The organism is Aeromonas sp. 95A (assembly GCF_051919235.1).
Taxonomy (GTDB): domain Bacteria; phylum Pseudomonadota; class Gammaproteobacteria; order Enterobacterales; family Aeromonadaceae; genus Aeromonas; species Aeromonas veronii.
Window position 1 is genome coordinate 90,708 of sequence record NZ_JBQBFC010000001.1, and the last position, 23,510, is coordinate 114,217.

General features: G+C 59.2%; 8 protein-coding genes. 4 read left to right on the forward strand and 4 right to left on the reverse strand.

Translation table 11 applies throughout. The features are described 5' to 3' along the window. Nucleotides 1–69: 69 nt before the first annotated feature. Nucleotides 70–1,623: a methyl-accepting chemotaxis protein gene (locus ACTG2U_RS00395; RefSeq protein WP_429014084.1), complete on the reverse strand. Its 1,554-nt coding sequence runs from the start codon at nt 1,621–1,623 to the stop codon at nt 70–72. Nucleotides 1,624–1,947: 324 nt separating this feature from the next. After that, nucleotides 1,948–3,018 carry a permease gene (locus ACTG2U_RS00400; RefSeq protein WP_439973862.1) on the reverse strand — a complete coding sequence of 357 codons (1,071 nt, stop codon included), beginning with the start codon at nt 3,016–3,018 and terminating at the stop codon, nt 1,948–1,950. A 106-nt stretch (nt 3,019–3,124) separates the two neighbouring features. Between ACTG2U_RS00400 and ACTG2U_RS00405 the strand changes: the two genes are divergently transcribed. After that, complete coding sequence (locus ACTG2U_RS00405) at nt 3,125–3,451, forward strand: ArsR/SmtB family transcription factor (protein ID WP_005344826.1); 327 nt, start codon at nt 3,125–3,127, stop codon at nt 3,449–3,451. Between the two features lie 100 nt (nt 3,452–3,551). On the opposite strand, the gene ACTG2U_RS00410 is transcribed toward ACTG2U_RS00405, so the two are convergent. Then, nucleotides 3,552–4,934: an amino acid permease gene (locus tag ACTG2U_RS00410; RefSeq protein ID WP_101529969.1), complete on the reverse strand. Its 1,383-nt coding sequence runs from the start codon at nt 4,932–4,934 to the stop codon at nt 3,552–3,554. A 386-nt stretch (nt 4,935–5,320) separates the two neighbouring features. Between ACTG2U_RS00410 and ACTG2U_RS00415 the strand changes: the two genes are divergently transcribed. Continuing rightward, nucleotides 5,321–5,617 (forward strand): hypothetical protein, encoded by a 297-nt coding sequence (locus tag ACTG2U_RS00415; protein WP_234917802.1) that lies wholly within the window; start codon nt 5,321–5,323, stop codon nt 5,615–5,617. Nucleotides 5,618–5,856: 239 nt separating this feature from the next. Here ACTG2U_RS00415 and ppsR read toward each other — a convergent pair whose 3' ends face one another. Continuing rightward, entirely contained in the window at nt 5,857–6,669 is an 813-nt protein-coding gene (gene ppsR / locus ACTG2U_RS00420) for a posphoenolpyruvate synthetase regulatory kinase/phosphorylase PpsR (RefSeq protein WP_005333888.1), read from the reverse strand. A 347-nt stretch (nt 6,670–7,016) separates the two neighbouring features. Here ppsR and ppsA point away from each other — a divergent pair, with 347 nt between their 5' ends. Next, nucleotides 7,017–9,395 (forward strand): phosphoenolpyruvate synthase, encoded by a 2,379-nt coding sequence (ppsA, locus tag ACTG2U_RS00425; RefSeq protein ID WP_439973863.1) that lies wholly within the window; start codon nt 7,017–7,019, stop codon nt 9,393–9,395. 428 nt (nt 9,396–9,823) lie between these two features. Beyond that, the gene (locus tag ACTG2U_RS00430) at nt 9,824–23,500 is read left to right on the forward strand and encodes a retention module-containing protein (RefSeq protein WP_439973864.1); all 13,677 of its coding nucleotides are present in this window, start codon (nt 9,824–9,826) and stop codon (nt 23,498–23,500) included. Nucleotides 23,501–23,510: the final 10 nt, after the last annotated feature.

Genomic DNA, 23,510 nt, shown 5'->3' on the forward strand with positions numbered 1-23,510 from the left:
AAGCCTTATAAACAACAGGGCCACCCAGACGGGTGGCCCTTCGTTTACATGGACTTTATTTGCATGTTGCTATCCGAATGTCCGGCTTAAGTCCTTGAGCTGGCTAGCTTTGCTCTGCAAGTTGGCACTGGTTTCACTCACCTGATCGATTTTGAGACTGTTATCGTGAGAGAGCGAGGATATCTGGTTGATATTGCGACTGATCTCCTCGATGACCGCTTGTTGCTCGGTGGCTGCGGCGGTGATCTGGTTGGAAAAATCAGAGACCTTGTCTATCTCGACCACAACCTGATTCAGGTTGCCGGTGCTTGCCCGGGTGGTGGCGAGGCAGGCGTTGGTTCTGGTCACATTGAGATGCATCATCTCTTTCCATCCCCCAAGGGTTTGCTGGATATGGCCAATGCTGTTCTGGATCTGCTCTGTCGCCTTGTGGGTTCTGGTCGACAGGCTGCGAACCTCGTCCGCCACCACTGCAAAGCCGCGCCCCTGATCGCCGGCCCGTGCGGCTTCGATGGAGGCATTGAGCGCCAGCAGGTTGGTTTGATCTGCAATGCCGCGAATTTCGCTCATGATGGTGCCGATCCGCTCGGACTCGCTCGCCAGCTCAACGGCTGACTGAAAGGCTTGCTCCGCCTGGGTGGCCAGCGCAGACATCTCTTCTCCTGCTTCCGAAAGCTGGGTGCTGGTGGTGATGCAGTGGCTGCGGGCCTCTTCAATCTGGCTGTTGCTGTCTTGAATATTGCGGTTGATCTCCTCGGCGGCCGAAGCCATCTGGGTGACGGCGGTGGCAATCTGCTGGATCTGCGTGTCTTGCGAAGAGATATCCTGGCTGGCCAGCGAGGCGGAGCCGCGCAGGTCATTGGCCATGGCATTGAGCGAAGCCGTGGTGTCATCCACCCGGCCGAGTACGGTACGGATCTTCGCTTGCCCGAGTTTGATATGGAAATCGGCAATGCTGTGGGGGGCATCCCCCGAGAAGATAAGGCGGCTGATGCTGTCGTAATCCTGCTCGAGCTGCTGCAAGAATCGCGGTGTGAGGAAGAGAGGATGGCGATTGAACCAGATGGCTGCCAAGAGAGGAATGATGACCCAGAGCGCCAGCAGCGGTGAGAGCAGCCAGAGCGCGCTGATCACGCTGACGAGCAGCAGAGGTATGGTCATCATGGCCGGTGTGAGTTGACGCAGGCCCATGTGAATGGCAGAGCCGGTTTCACGGGCTTTAAGGGTTTTGTACATCTTGCTGGCACGCGCTTTGTGCTCTGCGGCGGGACGGCAGCGGACGGATTGGTAGCCCACCATCTTGCCATCTTCATAAATCGGGGTGACATAGGCATCAACCCAATAATAGCGACCATCTTTGCAGCGGTTTTTTACCATGCCTCGCCATGGTTTTCCTGCCTGCAGGTGGGCCCAGAGATCGGCAAACGCTGCCTTGGGCATGTCGGGATGGCGCACCAGATTGTGATGCTGCCCCAACATCTCTTCCAGGCGATAGCCTGCCACCTGACAAAACGCCGGATTGGCGTAGGTGATGTCCCCTTTGAGGTCGGTCGTCGATACCAACTGGATATCGTCGGCAAATTCAACCTCGGTATCTGTGGTGTGAAGCGAGCTGGTTACCATGATCAGGCTCCGGTTTCGGCGTAACGGAATACTTCGTTTGAGTATGGCAGAGGATGTTCATTTATTGTGTTGTTGCACATTAACTCTTGTGCTACTGCGTGGGGACGGGATGGGTCTCACATTTTTACAGCACAGTTCGGCGAGGGGAGGCAGGCCAAGTCACATGGCCCGGAGAGCAGCAAACCCCTCATCCTTTGGCTGTCTCAAATTGATTGCCGTACGGAATAGACAAACGCCGATCATCCGATCGGAGTTTGTCTAGGGTAAGCCTGATGGTTTCACACTCTGCTGGCTTAACACCCTGTCTGTTTAAAGATGGGCGACTTAAAACAGCAGTTGCGTCAGGTAGCCCATCAGGATCGCCATGCCGAGGATCACGGTAAGGAAGGCCACAATCATCGGGGTTCTGAACATCGATTTGAGCAGGATCACCTCGGTCAGGCTGGCACCGGCACTGCCGATGATCAGCGCCATGACGGCGCCCATTCCCATCCCTTTACCCAGTAGTACCGACGCCAGCGGGATCACGGCCTCGGCGCGGATGTAGAGCGGGATCCCGACGATGGCGCTGAAGGGGATGGCCATCGGGTTGTCGGCGCCGGCATGGGCGGCGATCCACTCGGCCGGAATAAAACCGTAAATAAACGAGCCGATGAGCACCCCCAGCAGCAGGAAGGGCAATACCGCTTTGAACTGCTGCCAAGCATCGATGCGAGCTTTGACCCAGGCGGTGGGGAGCTGTGGCGCTCTGGTCAGGGCAGCCGTGCCATCGCCGCAGCAGGGGAGGGTGGCCTGTTCTGCCATCTCTGGTTGCGGAGCCGGGCAGCACGCTGCCCCGTTGAGGGGTTTGATTGCGCGAATGGCACTGCGTTGGTTGTCACTGCAATTTCTTTGAGTTGTGGCGCGGGTCGCCGGGCCACAGTCGCTACCGCAAGAGGGGGTGGCCTCTTTGGGGTCGATGACATGGCGCTCGAATCCCAATCTGTGGAGCAGCATGCTCGCCATGACGGAGACGCTGGCGGCGATCACGGCGTAGAGCAGGGTCACTTTCCAGCCAAAGGTGGCCCACATCAAGCCGACGATGATGGGGTTCAGCAGTGGCGAGATAAACAGGAAGGTGAGGGTGGGGCCAAAGCCAGCCTTGGCCGAGAGCAATCCTCTCAGCATGGGGATGGTGGAGCAGCTGCAAAAGGGGGTGACGGCACCGAGCAGGGCCGAGAGCAGATAGCCCTTGCCATGGCGCGCCCCCAGCATCCGCTGGATCTTCTCGTCGGGGATCTTCTGGCGGATCAGGCTGACCCCGGCGCTAATGACCAGAAACAGCACCGACAGCTCGACAGCCAGAAACAGGAACATCTGGGCTGCATTGGTCAGCATGGTTAACCACTCATTCATTGTCGTATCCTCACTTGATTTCTATATTTCCAAAATAATCGAAATGAATGGCCGGTCAAGATATTTCTGGTATTATCGAAATATCAAATTTGTGGAGGGCGCAGAGATGCAACTGGAAGAGGTCGCCAAGGCATTGAAAGAGCTGGGTCATCCGACCCGGCTGTTTATCTTCAAGCATCTGGTCAAGGCGGGAGAGCAGGGGCTGCCGGTGGGTGAGCTGCAAAAGCAGCTGGCGATCCCCGCTTCCACCCTCAGCCACCATATTGCGGCGCTGGTCTCGGTGGGGCTGGTGAAGCAAAACCGGGAGAGTCGCACCCTGCTTTGCGTCTCTCAATACGCGGTGTTGGAGGAGATCATCGCCTTTTTCCGCGATGAGTGTTGCGTCAACAGCCCAGAGCATCGGCAAGATCAAAGGCAAGAGCTGCCTTCCTGAGGGCTATGGCTGCTAGTAGTGCGGTCAGTTGCGCTGCGCGCAATAAAAAAACGCCGATCATGTGATCGGCGTTTTGCATTGATGTCGCTAGATTCGGGCATTAACCCAGATTGGCTGCGACCTTGCTTTGAGCTTGTCCTTTGCGCTTGATGACAAAGCCAATACCCAGTACCACCAGCCAGGCGGGGATCAGTTCGACCGAGATGCGAAAATCCGGGGTCATATACATGATCACCAGAATACCGGCCATGAACGCGAGGCAGAGGTAGTTGCCGAAGGGATACCAGAACGCCTTAAACTTGGGCTGGACACCTTCTGCGACCTTGGCCTTGCGGAACTTCAGATGCGCGAGGCTGATCATCGCCCAGTTGATCACCAGTGCGGAGACCACCAGCGCCATCAGCAGACCGAAGGCCTTGCCCGGCATCAGGTAGTTGATCAGCACGCAGAGCAGGGTAGCGATGGCAGAGACCGAGAGGGCAACCAGCGGTACACCGCTCTTGTTGGTCTTGAGCAGCACTTTCGGGCCGTTGCCCTGTTTGGCCAGACCGAACAGCATGCGGCTGTTGCAGTAGACGCAGCTGTTGTAGACCGACAGCGCCGCCGTCAGCACCACGATGTTGAGCACGGTGGCGACCAGATTGCTGTCCAGTGCATGGAAGATCATCACGAACGGGCTACCGCCTTCCACCACTTTACCCCAAGGGTAGAGGGACATCAGGATAGCCAGAGCACCGATGTAGAAGATTAGGATGCGGTAGATCACCTGATTGGTGGCCTTGGGAATGCTCTTCTCGGGGTTGTCCGCTTCCGCGGCGGTAATGCCCACCAGCTCCAGACCGCCGAAGGAGAACATGATCACCGCCATCGCCATCACCAGGCCGCTGATGCCGTTGGGGAAGAAGCCGCCCTGAGCCCACAGGTTGGTGACGCTTGCCTCGGGGCCGCCGGCACCGGAGAGGAGCAGATAGCCGCCAAAGCCAATCATGCCGATGATGGCAACCACCTTGATGATGGCGAACCAGAACTCCATCTCGCCAAACGCTTTGACGTTGGAGAGGTTGATGGCGTTGATCAGCACGAAGAAGAAGGCGGCCGACATCCAGGTCGGGATCTCGGGCCACCAGTACTGGACATAGATGCCCACCGCGGTCAGCTCGGCCATGCTCACCAGCACGTAGAGCACCCAGTAGTTCCAGCCGGACGCAAAACCGGCAAACTCACCCCAGTATTTGTAGGCAAAGTGGCTGAATGAACCGGCTACCGGCTCTTCCACCACCATTTCACCGAGCTGGCGCATGATCAGGAAGGCGATAAAGCCGCCGATGGCATAACCCAGCAGGACTGAGGGGCCTGCCATCTTGATGGTTTGGGCAATGCCCAGAAAGAGGCCGGTGCCGATGGCGCCGCCCAAAGCAATCAACTGAATGTGGCGGTTTTTAAGGCCGCGCTTCAGCTCCTCACCGTCTTGTTTCAAATCCATGGGTCTGTCCTTACGTCTCTGTTGTATCTGGTCGGTGTTGGGCTCATCCTGAGCAGGCCGCAGTGCGTAGCCAAAACCTGACGAAAGCTGTATTTATTTCGTTACACCATGCCATTTGCAATTTTTAGTGTTGGCTGGCAACCGAAGCAGAATAGTGATAATCCGCCATGAATGCACCTGTTTTCCATCTCTAATGGCCGTGTTTTGTACCAAAGGCAGCTTTTTCATGATCTGAAGAGGCTTCTTGGTAGTTTTTGGTTAATGTTTGTGCAATCGAATTCTGTTTGATTGACATTTTGTCTTGTTGGTGTGCTTTTGTGGTGCCAAGCCACAAATGGATGCAAATGATGCCAAACAAGCGAGAGTACAGGGAAGAGTGCAGGGAGTTGGAGTACAGAAAGCGCGAAAGCGTGCTGCAACAAGGGGTTGCCCGGGGTGTACAGGTGGCGCTCTGGTTAGGGATTGCCGCCAGTCCGCTGTTGTTGCTGCTGGCCGCGATTATGTTGCTGGGTTGGTTGTTACTCGGTGATCAGGAGTTGCTGCACTACTGGCAGCCGCTGTTGCTGGTTGGTGGGGTAACGGGGGCGCTCGTTGGCGGCTGGCTGGCGGAGCGGGTTCGCCTGCGCCACGGTTTGCTGGCCTTCTATGCCCGGTTGATGAACAACCCTGAGCTCAATCGTTAGTTAACGCTGGCTGTTTGCCGAGCGCAGCAGAACGGAATCGAATAGCGGCTAACTGGCAGCGGGTGACAAGGGCACAACGCTAAGGTCGACAAGAAGAGGGATAAGCATTTGTGGTGCTTATCCCTTTTTTATCCACGCTTTTCACTGTCATCTATGTGAATTGCAGTTCGCCACAGCTGACTTTCGCCGCGACACTGTAATTTTTATCTTTTGTTGATGCCGATAGCTGTCAAGCTGTCTTAACAGAGCTGGCGGCGCAGACCGGTCGCCTCGAGGACCTTGGCGCTGATCTCCTCCACCGAGTGGGAGCTGGTATCGAGGAAGCGGATCGCCTCCTGGCGAAACAGTCGCTCCACGCAGGCCAGCTCCTGCTCGCACTGTTCGATGGAGGAGTAGCGGCTGTTGGCACGGCGCTGGTTACGGATCTCGTGCAGCCGCTGCGGCGCTATGGTGAGGCCAAACAGCTTGTGACGGTTGGCCTTGAGGGGGGCCGGCAGCTCCAGCATCCCCATGTCCTGCTCGATAAAGGGGTAGTTGGCGGCGCGAATGCCGAACTGCAGCGCCAGATAGAGGCTGGTGGGGGTCTTGCCGCAGCGGGAGACCCCGATCAGGATGATGTCCGCCTCATCGTACTCCCTGGTGGTGATGCCATCGTCGTTGGCCAGTGCGAAGTTGACTGCCTCGATGCGATCGTCATAGAGCTTGCGATTCTCCATGCCGTGGGTGCGATGGAGGCGGGGCTCGGCTTTTACCCCCAGCTCCTGCTCCAGCGGGCTGACGAAGGTATTGAGAAAGTCGTGGCCGCACGCTTCCGATTTCAGTACCTCTTCCCGTACCAGCGGGTCGACGATGGTGTGAAACAGGATGGGGCGTACCCCGGTCTGGCGGAACTGCTCGTCGATCCGCATCCGTACCTGACGGGCTTTCTCCAGTGTCTCCACAAAGGGGATAGTGATCTGCTCGAAGGCCAGCGGAAACTGGCTCAATACCGCGTGACCGAACACTTCGGCGGTGATGGCGGTTCCGTCTGAAACATAAAATACGGTGTGCACGTAGGGCTCCTGTGATACCGCGGGTGGGGTCGCATGGGGTAAAGGGTGAGAAGTATCTCCCGAAACCATACCAGTTTTGTCAACCGGTCTGCTGTGCCCAAGTTGTGAAGTGGCTTGCAAACCTGAATCGTTATCTTTTTGTGTCGCCATTGTAGAATGTTCCGGTCATTCGACTATCCCCAACTCTTGCTCGGGGATTTTTTTGAAAACCAGCAGAAAACGTTTTCATGGTCGTTGGCAACAAAAGAAACAGACAATAACGCACCTGACTTACCCATAACCTCATCGATTAAATCGGGCGCACGAGGTGCTATGGCACCGGTGCCCACCAACCTGGAGACATCCAAGTGCAACAGTACGTGCTCTGGTACGAACAACTCGGAATGCAGGACGTAGAACGAGTTGGCGGCAAGAACGCATCCCTTGGCGAGATGATCAGCAACCTCTCTGGCGCCGGTGTATCCGTGCCGGGGGGCTTTGCTACCACCGCCTTTGCGTTTAACGAGTTTCTGGAGTCAAGCGGCCTCAACGGCAAGATCCACCATCTGCTCGACAATCTGGATGTGGACGATATCGCCGCCCTCAACCGGGCCGGTCAGCAGATCCGCGACTGGGTGATCGAAGCCCCATTCCAGCCCGAGCTGGAGCAGGCGATCCGGGTTGCCTATGAAAAGTTGAGTGCCGGTGTCGAGGCCTCGTTTGCGGTGCGCTCCTCCGCCACCGCCGAGGATATGCCGGACGCCTCCTTTGCCGGTCAGCAGGAGACCTTCCTCAACGTACGTGGCATCGATGCCGTCATGACGGCGGTCAAGCATGTGTTTGCTTCTCTGTTCAACGATCGCGCCATCTCCTATCGGGTGCATCAGGGCTACGACCACAAGGGTGTTGCCCTCTCGGCAGGGGTGCAGCGGATGGTGCGCTCGGATCTCGCCGCCTCCGGCGTCATGTTTACTCTGGATACCGAGTCCGGCTTCAACGACGTGGTCTTTATCACCGGCGCCCATGGTCTTGGCGAGATGGTGGTGCAGGGGGCGGTCAACCCGGATGAATTCTATGTGCACAAGCCTACTCTCAAGGGGGGCCGCCCGGCGGTGGTGCGCAAGACCCTCGGCTCCAAGCTTATCAAGATGACCTACTCGGACGATGCCGGTCACGGCCGTCAGGTGAAGATTGTCGACACCAATGAGGCCGAGCGCAGCCGCTTCTGCATCAGCGATGAGGAGGTGATGGCGCTGGCGAAACAGGCCCTTATCATCGAGCAGCACTATGGCCGCCCGATGGACATCGAGTGGGCCAAGGATGGGCAGGATGGCCAGCTCTACATCGTGCAGGCACGCCCGGAAACCGTGCGCAGCCGCCAGGAGGCCAACACCCTCGAGCGTTTTGCCCTCAAGCAAGCGGGCAAGGTGCTGATCGAGGGGCGGGCCATCGGTCACAAGATTGGCGCGGGCCCGGCGCGGGTCATCTCCTCCATCAGTCAGATGGACGAAGTACAGCCCGGCGATGTGCTGGTCACCGACATGACCGACCCGGACTGGGAGCCCATCATGAAGCGGGCCTCCGCCATCGTCACCAACCGGGGCGGCCGTACCTGTCACGCCGCCATCATCGCCCGCGAGCTGGGCATTCCGGCGGTAGTGGGCTGTGGCAATGCCACCGATAGCATCGAGGCTGGCCAGCTTATCACCGTCTCCTGCGCGGAAGGGGATACCGGTTTTATCTATGACGGCGAGCTGGACTTCGACGTGGCGGTCACCGAGGTGGGCAACATGCCGCGTCTGCCCATCAAGATCATGATGAACGTTGGCAACCCGGACAGGGCGTTCGATTTTGCCCTGCTGCCAAACGCCGGTGTCGGTCTGGCCCGTCTCGAGTTCATCATCAACCGGATGATCGGGGTGCACCCCAAGGCGCTGCTGGAGTTCGACAGCCAGAGCCCCGAACTCAAGGCCACCATCGGCAAGATGATCGCCGGTTACGACAGCCCGCGGGAGTTCTACGTCGCCAAGCTGACCGAGGGCATCGCCACCCTAGCCGCCGCCTTCTGGCCGGAGCGGGTGATCGTGCGGATGTCGGACTTCAAGTCCAACGAGTACGCCAACCTGGTGGGCGGCCGTGGCTACGAGCCTCACGAAGAGAACCCGATGATCGGTTTTCGTGGCGCGTCGCGCTACATCGCCGACAGCTTCCGCCCCTGTTTTGCCCTCGAGTGCGAGGCGATCAAGCGGGTGCGTGATGTCATGGGGCTGACCAACGTCGAGGTGATGATCCCCTTCGTGCGCACCGTGAGCGAGGCGGAGCAGGTGATCGACATCCTGGCAGAGAACGGTCTGCGCCGTGGCGAGCGGGGGCTCAAGGTGATCATGATGTGCGAGATCCCGAGCAATGCCCTGTTGGCAGACAAGTTCCTCGAGCACGTGGACGGCTTCTCCATCGGTTCCAACGACATGACCCAGCTCACCCTTGGGCTGGATCGGGATTCAGGGCTAATCGCCCATCTGTTCGACGAGCGCAACGAGGCGGTCAAGGCACTGCTGGCCATGGCGATTCAGGCCGCGCGCAAGGCGGGCAAGTACGTGGGGATCTGTGGCCAGGGGCCATCCGATCACCCGGACTTTGCCGCTTGGCTGGTGGAGCAGGGGATCGATTCGGTGTCGCTCAACCCCGATACCGTGGTCGATACCTGGCTTTATCTGGCGGAGCAGTATGACGGTAAATTAAAGTAGTGAAACGTGGCCGCTAGTTTGTACAGTCGTTAATTAGAACAGCAGTTACGGCTTTAATATCATGATGCAACAATGCCAGTCAGGTCTATCTGACTGGCATTGTTTTTAGCCATTTTCTGTACCTAGTGAAACATCTATTTGGTTGTCATAGCTTGAGTTTCAGTTGAGCGACATTGATGTCGTGATGTCGGTGGATTGCTTTTTTATAACTTCCGTTGTTTTTAAACCATATCTATTGAATGAATATCTTATATAGCCTCAATTGGGGTGTCTTTAAGTTGTTGATATTTAAGTTAAAGAAGTTCCTTTCGATTTAATTCAATAGTGTCGGGTATTCACCTTCCAGCAGATACATTTTTGCAACAGTTGTTCTCTCCGATGAGCTCTATGTTCTATCCATTAAGATCTGTCACCTTGGAGCAATGGATATGCGTACCCAAATCATCGACAAGTCCGTGGTTGTCTCAGCTATAGAAGGCAATGTGGAGATTGTGATGGCTGATGGAAGCAGCCGCCCTCTGCAAAAAGGGGAAATTCTCCAACCCGGAGCAAAATTGGCCATAGCTGATGACGCCAAGCTGGCTCTTTCCCCTTATGACGATACTCCAGCATCGGATGTTCCGGCCGGTTCCGAGTCCGCTGAACCTGCTCAACCGCAAGTGGCGGCCAGCCAGGAAGGCGCACCTTCAGATATTGCCGCATTGCAAGAATCGATTCTGCAGGGTGTTGACCCGACTCAAAACTTTGAGGCTTCTGCTGCTGGTGGGGCTCCAGCGGCCGGTGGTGGTGGCGGTATTGGTGGGGTTGCGGGGGCCAGTGGTAATGGTGGTTTCGTCACAATTGATCGAACTGGCGATGCCACGATAGCGGCTGCAGGGTTTGATACCACCTACGATACGGCCGCTGTCATCAATGAAAATCAGGCCGAAGATTTGATTCTTGAAAATCAGCTTGATGATTTGGGCGAAACCGCCGTAACCCTGGAAGACACTCAGGTCAGTGGGAATTTGCTCGACAATAGTACCAATCCAGATGGACCCGCTGATGCCTCCATCGTTTCATATGACTGGGGTATCAATATCGGAGTCCCTGCCGGTGTTGCTGCCACCATTACCGGAGTGGGCACGCTGATCATCAATCCGGATGGGAGCTATACCTTTACTCCGGCTCCTAACTATGATGGTGCAGTTCCCCCGGTGAACTATCAGGTAACTGATGGCCAGGACACAGTGACTTCAACACTCGTTATCTCCATTACTCCGGTAGATGAGGAGGTAAGTCTTGATGGGCTTACTCAGGAAGGGGGAGAGGTGTTGGTCAGTGATGCCAACTTGGCCGACGGTTCGGCTCCCAACGCAGCAGATCTGACTCAAAGTGGAGTGTTTACCTTCAATGCTCCTGACGGCGTGCAAAGCCTTACGCTGGGCGGCGTGCTACTCGTCAGCAACGGCCAGCTCATCACCGGATTCCCTCAGGCGATCCCCAGCCAGTTGGGTAATCAGCTGATTGTGACAGGGATTAACTTCAACGTTGTCACCGGAACAGGAAGTGTTAGCTACAGCTACACCCTGAATGACAACGAGGCGCACCCGACGGCGAATGGCAACAACAGCCTGTTTGAAGACTTTGCGGTGAGCCTGATAGACAGCGATGGGGACTCAGCGACGAACACCCTGAGCGTGCAGATAGTGGATGATGTGCCGACGGCGGTGAACGACACCAATGGTACGGCGAGCGAAAACAGCGGCACCCTCACCGGCAACGTCATTACCAACGACGTGCAGGGGGCGGATGGTGCGGCGGTGAGTGCGGGCACTCTGCCCGGGATCTACGGCAGCCTGGTGCTCAATGCCAACGGCAGCTACACCTACACCCTCGACCCGACAGACCCGCAATTTGTGGCGCTGCCGGGCGGGGCGACGGGGAGTGAAGTGTTCACCTACACCCTGACCGATGCGGACGGGGATGTGAGTACGGCGACCCTGACCCTGGCCATCAGGAACGACGATGACGGGGTGACCATCACCAATCTCATTCCGCAAGGGGCGGGTGGCGATGCCATCGTGTACGAAGATGATCTGCTGGCAGGGCGCGGCGAGAACGAATCGGCGGGGTCGGACAGCAGCAAGGAGCCGACCACTGTGCCCGGCAGCTTCACCATCAGCGCGCCGGACGGGGTACAGACCCTGAGCGTGGGTGGCATCAACATCGTGGTGAACGGGGTGGTGGCGGGCTTCCCGCTGAGCGGGGTGACCACGCCGCTGGGCAACACTCTGACCATCACCGGGTACAACCCGGCGACGGGGTTGGTGAGCTACAGCTACACCCTGAACGACAACGTAGCGCACGCCAATGCTGACGGCAACAACAGCTTGTTTGAAGACTTTGCGGTGAGCCTGATAGACAGCGATGGGGACTCGGCGACGAACACCCTGAGCGTGCAGATAGTGGATGATGTGCCGACGGCGGTGAACGACACCAATGGTACGGCGAGCGAAAACAGCGGCACCCTCACCGGCAACGTCATTACCAACGACGTGCAGGGGGCGGATGGTGCGGCGGTGAGTGCGGGCACTCTGCCCGGGATCTACGGCAGCCTGGTGCTCAATGCCAACGGCAGCTACACCTACACCCTCGACCCGACAGACCCGCAATTTGTGGCGCTGCCGGGCGGGGCGACGGGGAGTGAAGTGTTCACCTACACCCTGACCGATGCAGACGGGGATGTGAGTACGGCGACCCTGACCCTGGCCATCAGGAACGACGATGACGGGGTGACCATCACCAATCTCATTCCGCAAGGGGCGGGTGGCGATGCCATCGTGTACGAAGATGATCTGCTGGCAGGGCGCGGCGAGAACGAATCGGCGGGGTCGGACAGCAGCAAGGAGCCGACCACTGTGCCCGGCAGCTTCACCATCAGCGCGCCGGACGGGGTACAGACCCTGAGCGTGGGTGGCATCAACATCGTGGTGAACGGGGTGGTGGCGGGCTTCCCGCTGAGCGGGGTGACCACGCCGCTGGGCAACACCCTGACCATCACCGGGTACAACCCGGCGACGGGGTTGGTGAGCTACAGCTACACCCTGAACGACAACGTAGCGCACGCCAATGCTGACGGCAACAACAGCTTGTTTGAAGACTTTGCGGTGAGCCTGATAGACAGCGATGGGGACTCGGCGACGAACACCCTGAGCGTGCAGATAGTGGATGATGTGCCGACGGCGGTGAACGACACCAATGGTACGGCGAGCGAAAACAGCGGCACCCTCACCGGCAACGTCATTACCAACGACGTGCAGGGGGCGGATGGTGCGGCGGTGAGTGCGGGCACTCTGCCCGGGATCTACGGCAGCCTGGTGCTCAATGCCAACGGCAGCTACACCTACACCCTCGACCCGACAGACCCGCAATTTGTGGCGCTGCCGGGCGGGGCGACGGGGAGTGAAGTGTTCACCTACACCCTGACCGATGCGGACGGGGATGTGAGTACGGCGACCCTGACCCTGGCCATCAGGAACGACGATGACGGGGTGACCATCACCAATCTCATTCCGCAAGGGGCGGGTGGTGATGCCACCGTGTACGAAGATGACCTGTTGTCGGGTCGCGGCGAGAACGAATCGGCGGGGTCGGACAGCAGCAAGGAGCCGACCACTGTGCCCGGCAGCTTCACCATCAGCGCGCCGGACGGGGTACAGACCCTGAGCGTGGGTGGCATCAACATCGTGGTGAACGGGGTGGTGGCGGGCTTCCCGCTGAGCGGGGTGACCACGCCGCTGGGCAACACCCTGACCATCACCGGGTACAACCCGGCGACGGGGTTGGTGAGCTACAGCTACACCCTGAACGACAACGTAGCGCACGCCAATGCTGACGGCAACAACAGCTTGTTTGAAGACTTTGCGGTGAGCCTGATAGACAGCGATGGGGACTCGGCGACGAACACCCTGAGCGTGCAGATAGTGGATGATGTGCCGACGGCGGTGAACGACACCAATGGTACGGCGAGCGAAAACAGCGGCACCCTCACCGGCAACGTCATTACCAACGACGTGCAGGGGGCGGATGGTGCGGCGGTGAGTGCGGGCACTCTGCCCGGGATCTACGGCAGCCTGGTGCTCAATGCCAACGGCAGCTACACCTACACCCTCGACCCGACAGACCCGCAATTTGTGGCGCTGCCGGGCGGGGCGACGGGGAGTGAAGTGTTCACCTACACCCTGACCGATGCGGACGGGGATGTGAGTACGGCGACCCTGACCCTGGCCATCAGGAACGACGATGACGGGGTGACCATCACCAATCTCATTCCGCAAGGGGCGGGTGGTGATGCCACCGTGTACGAAGATGACCTGTTGTCGGGTCGCGGCGAGAACGAATCGGCGGGGTCGGACAGCAGCAAGGAGCCGACCACTGTGCCCGGCAGCTTCACCATCAGCGCGCCGGACGGGGTACAGACCCTGAGCGTGGGTGGCATCAACATCGTGGTGAACGGGGTGGTGGCGGGCTTCCCGCTGAGCGGGGTGACCACGCCGCTGGGCAACACTCTGACCATCACCGGGTACAACCCGGCGACGGGGTTGGTGAGCTACAGCTACACCCTGAACGACAACGTAGCGCACGCCAATGCTGACGGCAACAACAGCTTGTTTGAAGACTTTGCGGTGAGCCTGATAGACAGCGATGGGGACTCGGCGACGAACACCCTGAGCGTGCAGATAGTGGATGATGTGCCGACGGCGGTGAACGACACCAATGGTACGGCGAGCGAAAACAGCGGCACCCTCACCGGCAACGTCATTACCAACGACGTGCAGGGGGCGGATGGTGCGGCGGTGAGTGCGGGCACTCTGCCCGGGATCTACGGCAGCCTGGTGCTCAATGCCAACGGCAGCTACACCTACACCCTCGACCCGACAGACCCGCAATTTGTGGCGCTGCCGGGCGGGGCGACGGGGAGTGAAGTGTTCACCTACACCCTGACCGATGCAGACGGGGATGTGAGTACGGCGACCCTGACCCTGGCCATCAGGAACGACGATGACGGGGTGACCATCACCAATCTCATTCCGCAAGGGGCGGGTGGCGATGCCATCGTGTACGAAGATGATCTGCTGGCAGGGCGCGGCGAGAACGAATCGGCGGGGTCGGACAGCAGCAAGGAGCCGACCACTGTGCCCGGCAGCTTCACCATCAGCGCGCCGGACGGGGTACAGACCCTGAGCGTGGGTGGCATCAACATCGTGGTGAACGGGGTGGTGGCGGGCTTCCCGCTGAGCGGGGTGACCACGCCGCTGGGCAACACCCTGACCATCACCGGGTACAACCCGGCGACGGGGTTGGTGAGCTACAGCTACACCCTGAACGACAACGTAGCGCACGCCAATGCTGACGGCAACAACAGCTTGTTTGAAGACTTTGCGGTGAGCCTGATAGACAGCGATGGGGACTCGGCGACGAACACCCTGAGCGTGCAGATAGTGGATGATGTGCCGACGGCGGTGAACGACACCAATGGTACGGCGAGCGAAAACAGCGGCACCCTCACCGGCAACGTCATTACCAACGACGTGCAGGGGGCGGATGGTGCGGCGGTGAGTGCGGGCACTCTGCCCGGGATCTACGGCAGCCTGGTGCTCAATGCCAACGGCAGCTACACCTACACCCTCGACCCGACAGACCCGCAATTTGTGGCGCTGCCGGGCGGGGCGACGGGGAGTGAAGTGTTCACCTACACCCTGACCGATGCGGACGGGGATGTGAGTACGGCGACCCTGACCCTGGCCATCAGGAACGACGATGACGGGGTGACCATCACCAATCTCATTCCGCAAGGGGCGGGTGGCGATGCCATCGTGTACGAAGATGATCTGCTGGCAGGGCGCGGCGAGAACGAATCGGCGGGGTCGGACAGCAGCAAGGAGCCGACCACTGTGCCCGGCAGCTTCACCATCAGCGCGCCGGACGGGGTACAGACCCTGAGCGTGGGTGGCATCAACATCGTGGTGAACGGGGTGGTGGCGGGCTTCCCGCTGAGCGGGGTGACCACGCCGCTGGGCAACACTCTGACCATCACCGGGTACAACCCGGCGACGGGGTTGGTGAGCTACAGCTACACCCTGAACGACAACGTAGCGCACGCCAATGCTGACGGCAACAACAGCTTGTTTGAAGACTTTGCGGTGAGCCTGATAGACAGCGATGGGGACTCGGCGACGAACACCCTGAGCGTGCAGATAGTGGATGATGTGCCGACGGCGGTGAACGACACCAATGGTACGGCGAGCGAAAACAGCGGCACCCTCACCGGCAACGTCATTACCAACGACGTGCAGGGGGCGGATGGTGCGGCGGTGAGTGCGGGCACTCTGCCCGGGATCTACGGCAGCCTGGTGCTCAATGCCAACGGCAGCTACACCTACACCCTCGACCCGACAGACCCGCAATTTGTGGCGCTGCCGGGCGGGGCGACGGGGAGTGAAGTGTTCACCTACACCCTGACCGATGCAGACGGGGATGTGAGTACGGCGACCCTGACCCTGGCCATCAGGAACGACGATGACGGGGTGACCATCACCAATCTCATTCCGCAAGGGGCGGGTGGCGATGCCATCGTGTACGAAGATGATCTGCTGGCAGGGCGCGGCGAGAACGAATCGGCGGGGTCGGACAGCAGCAAGGAGCCGACCACTGTGCCCGGCAGCTTCACCATCAGCGCGCCGGACGGGGTACAGACCCTGAGCGTGGGTGGCATCAACATCGTGGTGAACGGGGTGGTGGCGGGCTTCCCGCTGAGCGGGGTGACCACGCCGCTGGGCAACACCCTGACCATCACCGGGTACAACCCGGCGACGGGGTTGGTGAGCTACAGCTACACCCTGAACGACAACGTAGCGCACGCCAATGCTGACGGCAACAACAGCTTGTTTGAAGACTTTGCGGTGAGCCTGATAGACAGCGATGGGGACTCGGCGACGAACACCCTGAGCGTGCAGATAGTGGATGATGTGCCGACGGCGGTGAACGACACCAATGGTACGGCGAGCGAAAACAGCGGCACCCTCACCGGCAACGTCATTACCAACGACGTGCAGGGGGCGGATGGTGCGGCGGTGAGTGCGGGCACTCTGCCCGGGATCTACGGCAGCCTGGTGCTCAATGCCAACGGCAGCTACACCTACACCCTCGACCCGACAGACCCGCAATTTGTGGCGCTGCCGGGCGGGGCGACGGGGAGTGAAGTGTTCACCTACACCCTGACCGATGCGGACGGGGATGTGAGTACGGCGACCCTGACCCTGGCCATCAGGAACGACGATGACGGGGTGACCATCACCAATCTCATTCCGCAAGGGGCGGGTGGTGATGCCACCGTGTACGAAGATGACCTGTTGTCGGGTCGCGGCGAGAACGAATCGGCGGGGTCGGACAGCAGCAAGGAGCCGACCACTGTGCCCGGCAGCTTCACCATCAGCGCGCCGGACGGGGTACAGACCCTGAGCGTGGGTGGCATCAACATCGTGGTGAACGGGGTGGTGGCGGGCTTCCCGCTGAGCGGGGTGACCACGCCGCTGGGCAACACCCTGACCATCACCGGGTACAACCCGGCGACGGGGTTGGTGAGCTACAGCTACACCCTGAACGACAACGTAGCGCACGCCAATGCTGACGGCAACAACAGCTTGTTTGAAGACTTTGCGGTGAGCCTGATAGACAGCGATGGGGACTCGGCGACGAACACCCTGAGCGTGCAGATAGTGGATGATGTGCCGACGGCGGTGAACGACACCAATGGTACGGCGAGCGAAAACAGCGGCACCCTCACCGGCAACGTCATTACCAACGACGTGCAGGGGGCGGATGGTGCGGCGGTGAGTGCGGGCACTCTGCCCGGGATCTACGGCAGCCTGGTGCTCAATGCCAACGGCAGCTACACCTACACCCTCGACCCGACAGACCCGCAATTTGTGGCGCTGCCGGGCGGGGCGACGGGGAGTGAAGTGTTCACCTACACCCTGACCGATGCGGACGGGGATGTGAGTACGGCGACCCTGACCCTGGCCATCAGGAACGACGATGACGGGGTGACCATCACCAATCTCATTCCGCAAGGGGCGGGTGGTGATGCCACCGTGTACGAAGATGACCTGTTGTCGGGTCGCGGCGAGAACGAATCGGCGGGGTCGGACAGCAGCAAGGAGCCGACCACTGTGCCCGGCAGCTTCACCATCAGCGCGCCGGACGGGGTACAGACCCTGAGCGTGGGTGGCATCAACATCGTGGTGAACGGGGTGGTGGCGGGCTTCCCGCTGAGCGGGGTGACCACGCCGCTGGGCAACACTCTGACCATCACCGGGTACAACCCGGCGACGGGGTTGGTGAGCTACAGCTACACCCTGAACGACAACGTAGCGCACGCCAATGCTGACGGCAACAACAGCTTGTTTGAAGACTTTGCGGTGAGCCTGATAGACAGCGATGGGGACTCGGCGACGAACACCCTGAGCGTGCAGATAGTGGATGATGTGCCGACGGCGGTGAACGACACCAATGGTACGGCGAGCGAAAACAGCGGCACCCTCACCGGCAACGTCATTACCAACGACGTGCAGGGGGCGGATGGTGCGGCGGTGAGTGCGGGCACTCTGCCCGGGATCTACGGCAGCCTGGTGCTCAATGCCAACGGCAGCTACACCTACACCCTCGACCCGACAGACCCGCAATTTGTGGCGCTGCCGGGCGGGGCGACGGGGAGTGAAGTGTTCACCTACACCCTGACCGATGCAGACGGGGATGTGAGTACGGCGACCCTGACCCTGGCCATCAGGAACGACGATGACGGGGTGACCATCACCAATCTCATTCCGCAAGGGGCGGGTGGCGATGCCATCGTGTACGAAGATGATCTGCTGGCAGGGCGCGGCGAGAACGAATCGGCGGGGTCGGACAGCAGCAAGGAGCCGACCACTGTGCCCGGCAGCTTCACCATCAGCGCGCCGGACGGGGTACAGACCCTGAGCGTGGGTGGCATCAACATCGTGGTGAACGGGGTGGTGGCGGGCTTCCCGCTGAGCGGGGTGACCACGCCGCTGGGCAACACCCTGACCATCACCGGGTACAACCCGGCGACGGGGTTGGTGAGCTACAGCTACACCCTGAACGACAACGTAGCGCACGCCAATGCTGACGGCAACAACAGCTTGTTTGAAGACTTTGCGGTGAGCCTGATAGACAGCGATGGGGACTCGGCGACGAACACCCTGAGCGTGCAGATAGTGGATGATGTGCCGACGGCGGTGAACGACACCAATGGTACGGCGAGCGAAAACAGCGGCACCCTCACCGGCAACGTCATTACCAACGACGTGCAGGGGGCGGATGGTGCGGCGGTGAGTGCGGGCACTCTGCCCGGGATCTACGGCAGCCTGGTGCTCAATGCCAACGGCAGCTACACCTACACCCTCGACCCGACAGACCCGCAATTTGTGGCGCTGCCGGGCGGGGCGACGGGGAGTGAAGTGTTCACCTACACCCTGACCGATGCGGACGGGGATGTGAGTACGGCGACCCTGACCCTGGCCATCAGGAACGACGATGACGGGGTGACCATCACCAATCTCATTCCGCAAGGGGCGGGTGGTGATGCCACCGTGTACGAAGATGACCTGTTGTCGGGTCGCGGCGAGAACGAATCGGCGGGGTCGGACAGCAGCAAGGAGCCGACCACTGTGCCCGGCAGCTTCACCATCAGCGCGCCGGACGGGGTACAGACCCTGAGCGTGGGTGGCATCAACATCGTGGTGAACGGGGTGGTGGCGGGCTTCCCGCTGAGCGGGGTGACCACGCCGCTGGGCAACACTCTGACCATCACCGGGTACAACCCGGCGACGGGGTTGGTGAGCTACAGCTACACCCTGAACGACAACGTAGCGCACGCCAATGCTGACGGCAACAACAGCTTGTTTGAAGACTTTGCGGTGAGCCTGATAGACAGCGATGGGGACTCGGCGACGAACACCCTGAGCGTGCAGATAGTGGATGATGTGCCGACGGCGGTGAACGACACCAATGGTACGGCGAGCGAAAACAGCGGCACCCTCACCGGCAACGTCATTACCAACGACGTGCAGGGGGCGGATGGTGCGGCGGTGAGTGCGGGCACTCTGCCCGGGATCTACGGCAGCCTGGTGCTCAATGCCAACGGCAGCTACACCTACACCCTCGACCCGACAGACCCGCAATTTGTGGCGCTGCCGGGCGGGGCGACGGGGAGTGAAGTGTTCACCTACACCCTGACCGATGCGGACGGGGATGTGAGTACGGCGACCCTGACCCTGGCCATCAGGAACGACGATGACGGGGTGACCATCACCAACCTCATTCCGCAAGGGGCGGGTGGTGATGCCACCGTGTACGAAGATGACCTGTTGTCGGGTCGCGGCGAGAACGAATCGGCGGGGTCGGACAGCAGCAAGGAGCCGACCACTGTGCCCGGCAGCTTCACCATCAGCGCGCCGGACGGGGTACAGACCCTGAGCGTGGGTGGCATCAACATCGTGGTGAACGGGGTGGTGGCGGGCTTCCCGCTGAGCGGGGTGACCACGCCGCTGGGCAACACCCTGACCATCACCGGGTACAACCCGGCGACGGGGTTGGTGAGCTACAGCTACACCCTGAACGACAACGTAGCGCACGCCAATGCTGACGGCAACAACAGCTTGTTTGAAGACTTTGCGGTGAGCCTGATAGACAGCGATGGGGACTCGGCGACGAACACCCTGAGCGTGCAGATAGTGGATGATGTGCCGACGGCGGTGAACGACACCAATGGTACGGCGAGCGAAAACAGCGGCACCCTCACCGGCAACGTCATTACCAACGACGTGCAGGGGGCGGATGGTGCGGCGGTGAGTGCGGGCACTCTGCCCGGGATCTACGGCAGCCTGGTGCTCAATGCCAACGGCAGCTACACCTACACCCTCGACCCGACAGACCCGCAATTTGTGGCGCTGCCGGGCGGGGCGACGGGGAGTGAAGTGTTCACCTACACCCTGACCGATGCGGACGGGGATGTGAGTACGGCGACCCTGACCCTGGCCATCAGGAACGACGATGACGGGGTGACCATCACCAATCTCATTCCGCAAGGGGCGGGTGGTGATGCCACCGTGTACGAAGATGACCTGTTGTCGGGTCGCGGCGAGAACGAATCGGCGGGGTCGGACAGCAGCAAGGAGCCGACCACTGTGCCCGGCAGCTTCACCATCAGCGCGCCGGACGGGGTACAGACCCTGAGCGTGGGTGGCATCAACATCGTGGTGAACGGGGTGGTGGCGGGCTTCCCGCTGAGCGGGGTGACCACGCCGCTGGGCAACACCCTGACCATCACCGGGTACAACCCGGCGACGGGGTTGGTGAGCTACAGCTACACCCTGAACGACAACGTAGCGCACGCCAATGCTGACGGCAACAACAGCTTGTTTGAAGACTTTGCGGTGAGCCTGATAGACAGCGATGGGGACTCGGCGACGAACACCCTGAGCGTGCAGATAGTGGATGATGTGCCGGCACAGCCTGTTGACCTTAATACCCGTGTCGAGGAGTTTTCGAATCCAGGCACCAATCTTATGATCATCCTGGATACATCAGGCAGCATGGATTACGCCTCGGGAGTGGCTGGATTTGCTACCCGCATGGCCATTGCCAAGGCATCCGTTCTGCAGCTCATTAGTGATTATGACGATGTAGGAGACGTAATGGTGCGTCTGGTTGGTTTTGCCAGCTCGGCAACCACTAACTTCTTGGGATCTGGCGATGTCTGGCTGACAGCCACTCAGGCTTTGAATGTCATTAATGGTGTTACCGACTATTTGGGTAATGGCGGGACTGATTATGACGATGCTCTGATCAAGGCTATGTCAGCTTACAACTCGGCAGGAAAAATCATCGGTGGTCAGAGTGTGCTGTATTTCCTCTCTGATGGGGAACCCACCGAAAGTACCAATTGGCCAGGTGTTAGCGGTACCGGAAGTACGGGCATCAACACAGCGGAACAAACCGCTTGGGAAGCTTTCCTTAACAGTAATGATATCAATGCTTATGCCCTGGGCATGGGTACCGGCGCAACCGCTGGCGCGCTGACGCCGATAGCTTACAACGGAAGCTCTGGTCAACAGCAACCTGCTATCATTGTCACGGATCTGAGTCAGCTGGCTTCGACCCTGTCCGGGACAGTACAGGTTCCAACCACAGGGAATTTGCTGACTGATGCTGGGGTTGTATTCGGTGCTGATGGTCCGGCGGACTTGCCCATCACCAGTATCTCTCATGATGCAGATGGCAACCCGGAAACCCCGGATGTGGTGTATACCACGACGTATTCCGGCTACAACGCAATAACGCATGTGCTAACTATTCCCACTCATGGTGGGGGAACTTTCTCGGTCAATTTGTTGACAGGGGCATATAGCTATAGCTTGTCGCTGGACGTGGCAAATGACTATACAGAGACCTTCCGCTACACCATCAGCGATGCGGATGGGGACGTGAAGACCGGCGTACTCAACATGATCACGACAGATTCCAGTGATGTTATCGCCTATGACAACGGTGATGAAGCGCTGGTAACCCAGATCATGATCCCGGGGGCCACGACCAGCACCACACTGGCAGACTTTGGGGATACGACCAATTCTGCGAACAGTGGTGCCGGGTACAATCCCTGGATCTATGACACTTCTGGCACTGGTCGGAGTGTGATGTACTTGAGCTCCAGTTCCATTGGCGATGCCGTGGCGAGCAATGGCAACAAGTGGATTGTCAGTACGCTAGATACTTCAACCCTGGACGGCCGTGTTAGTGGAGGCATATTACAACTCGTTGATAGAAATGATGATGGCGCAGGTGCTGCACAGCTTTTGACCCCAGAGTTCGTCACTGGGCTGGCAGATACAACCACACTTAGCTTCCAATACGATAGAGCTAACGTACATGCCAGCGATACAGTGACTTGGAATCTGTACAAATTCGATGGTTCAAGCTGGGTTCAACTCTCTGGCGTTGGCTTTAGCGGTAATCTATCCGGTGATCCGGGTTCGTTGTCGACTATCACGACGTCTACCCTGGATGCAGGGACACGCTACCGGGTTTATTTCTCGGTGAATGATGGTTCTGGTAACTCTGACTCCACTTTGCAGCTGGATAATATCAAACTCAACGTGACGGCTGCGATTGCCTTGACGGCTGCACATGGCAATCTGTTAACCGAGCCCAACCACGACATGATGAGTGGCGATCCTTGGGGAAGTGTTGATGCCATCGGAGCGGAGAGCACTGTGCTCAAGATCTGGAATGGCAGCAGCTATACCGCAGTTACCACGAGCCAAACAGTAGTTGGGCTTTATGGCTCACTCGAAGTCTACAGTGATGGTACCTACACCTATACACCGAACCCGGATCTCAACAATGTGGGCAAGGCGGATGTGTTCAACTATCAACTGGCACAAAGTGATGGAGATCAGGATACAGCTCAGCTGACCATCAATATTGCTTCCAGTGCCACGGTGGCACCGATAGTAATGGAAGGTACCAATGCCAATGATGCCCTCGTAGGCACCAGCGGAGATGACGTATTACTCGGCCATGCAGGTGCTGATGTGCTTAATGGCAATGATGGCAATGACCGTCTGGAAGGAGGGGCGGGCAATGACACTTTGATTGGTGGTCTGGGTGATGACATTTTGATCGGCGGTCTTGGTAGTGACACCTTCAAGTGGTTGGCGGGGGATGCTGATGGCAGTACCGACAGCATAACTGACTTCACTCTGGGTAAAACGGCCAGCGGTGGCGATGTGCTGGATCTGTCTGATCTGCTGGTTGGCGTACCAGCGCTGGGGGACAACGAAGACTTGGCAGCCGTGCTGATCAACTATCTGCAGTTCAACACGACGACCAAGACGTTGACGATAGATCCTGCCGGGGCCGGTGGGAGCCCGGAACTGACCATCCAGTTCCAGAACTCACTCGACCTTGCCTCACTGGGCTCCAATCAGGAGATCATCAAGCACTTGCTGGATGACGGTAACTTGAAGGTTGATCCGTAACCTTGTCTCG

Bases quoted from the DNA above. Each gene is read 5' to 3' on its own strand.
- ACTG2U_RS00395 (WP_429014084.1), bottom strand. From the start codon at position 1,623: ATGGTAACCAGCTCGCTTCACACCACAGATACCGAGGTTGAATTTGCC.
- ACTG2U_RS00400 (WP_439973862.1), bottom strand. From the start codon at position 3,018: ATGAATGAGTGGTTAACCATGCTGACCAATGCAGCCCAGATGTTCCTG.
- ACTG2U_RS00405 (WP_005344826.1), top strand. From the start codon at position 3,125: ATGCAACTGGAAGAGGTCGCCAAGGCATTGAAAGAGCTGGGTCATCCG.
- ACTG2U_RS00410 (WP_101529969.1), bottom strand. From the start codon at position 4,934: ATGGATTTGAAACAAGACGGTGAGGAGCTGAAGCGCGGCCTTAAAAAC.
- ACTG2U_RS00430 (WP_439973864.1), top strand. From the start codon at position 9,824: ATGCGTACCCAAATCATCGACAAGTCCGTGGTTGTCTCAGCTATAGAA.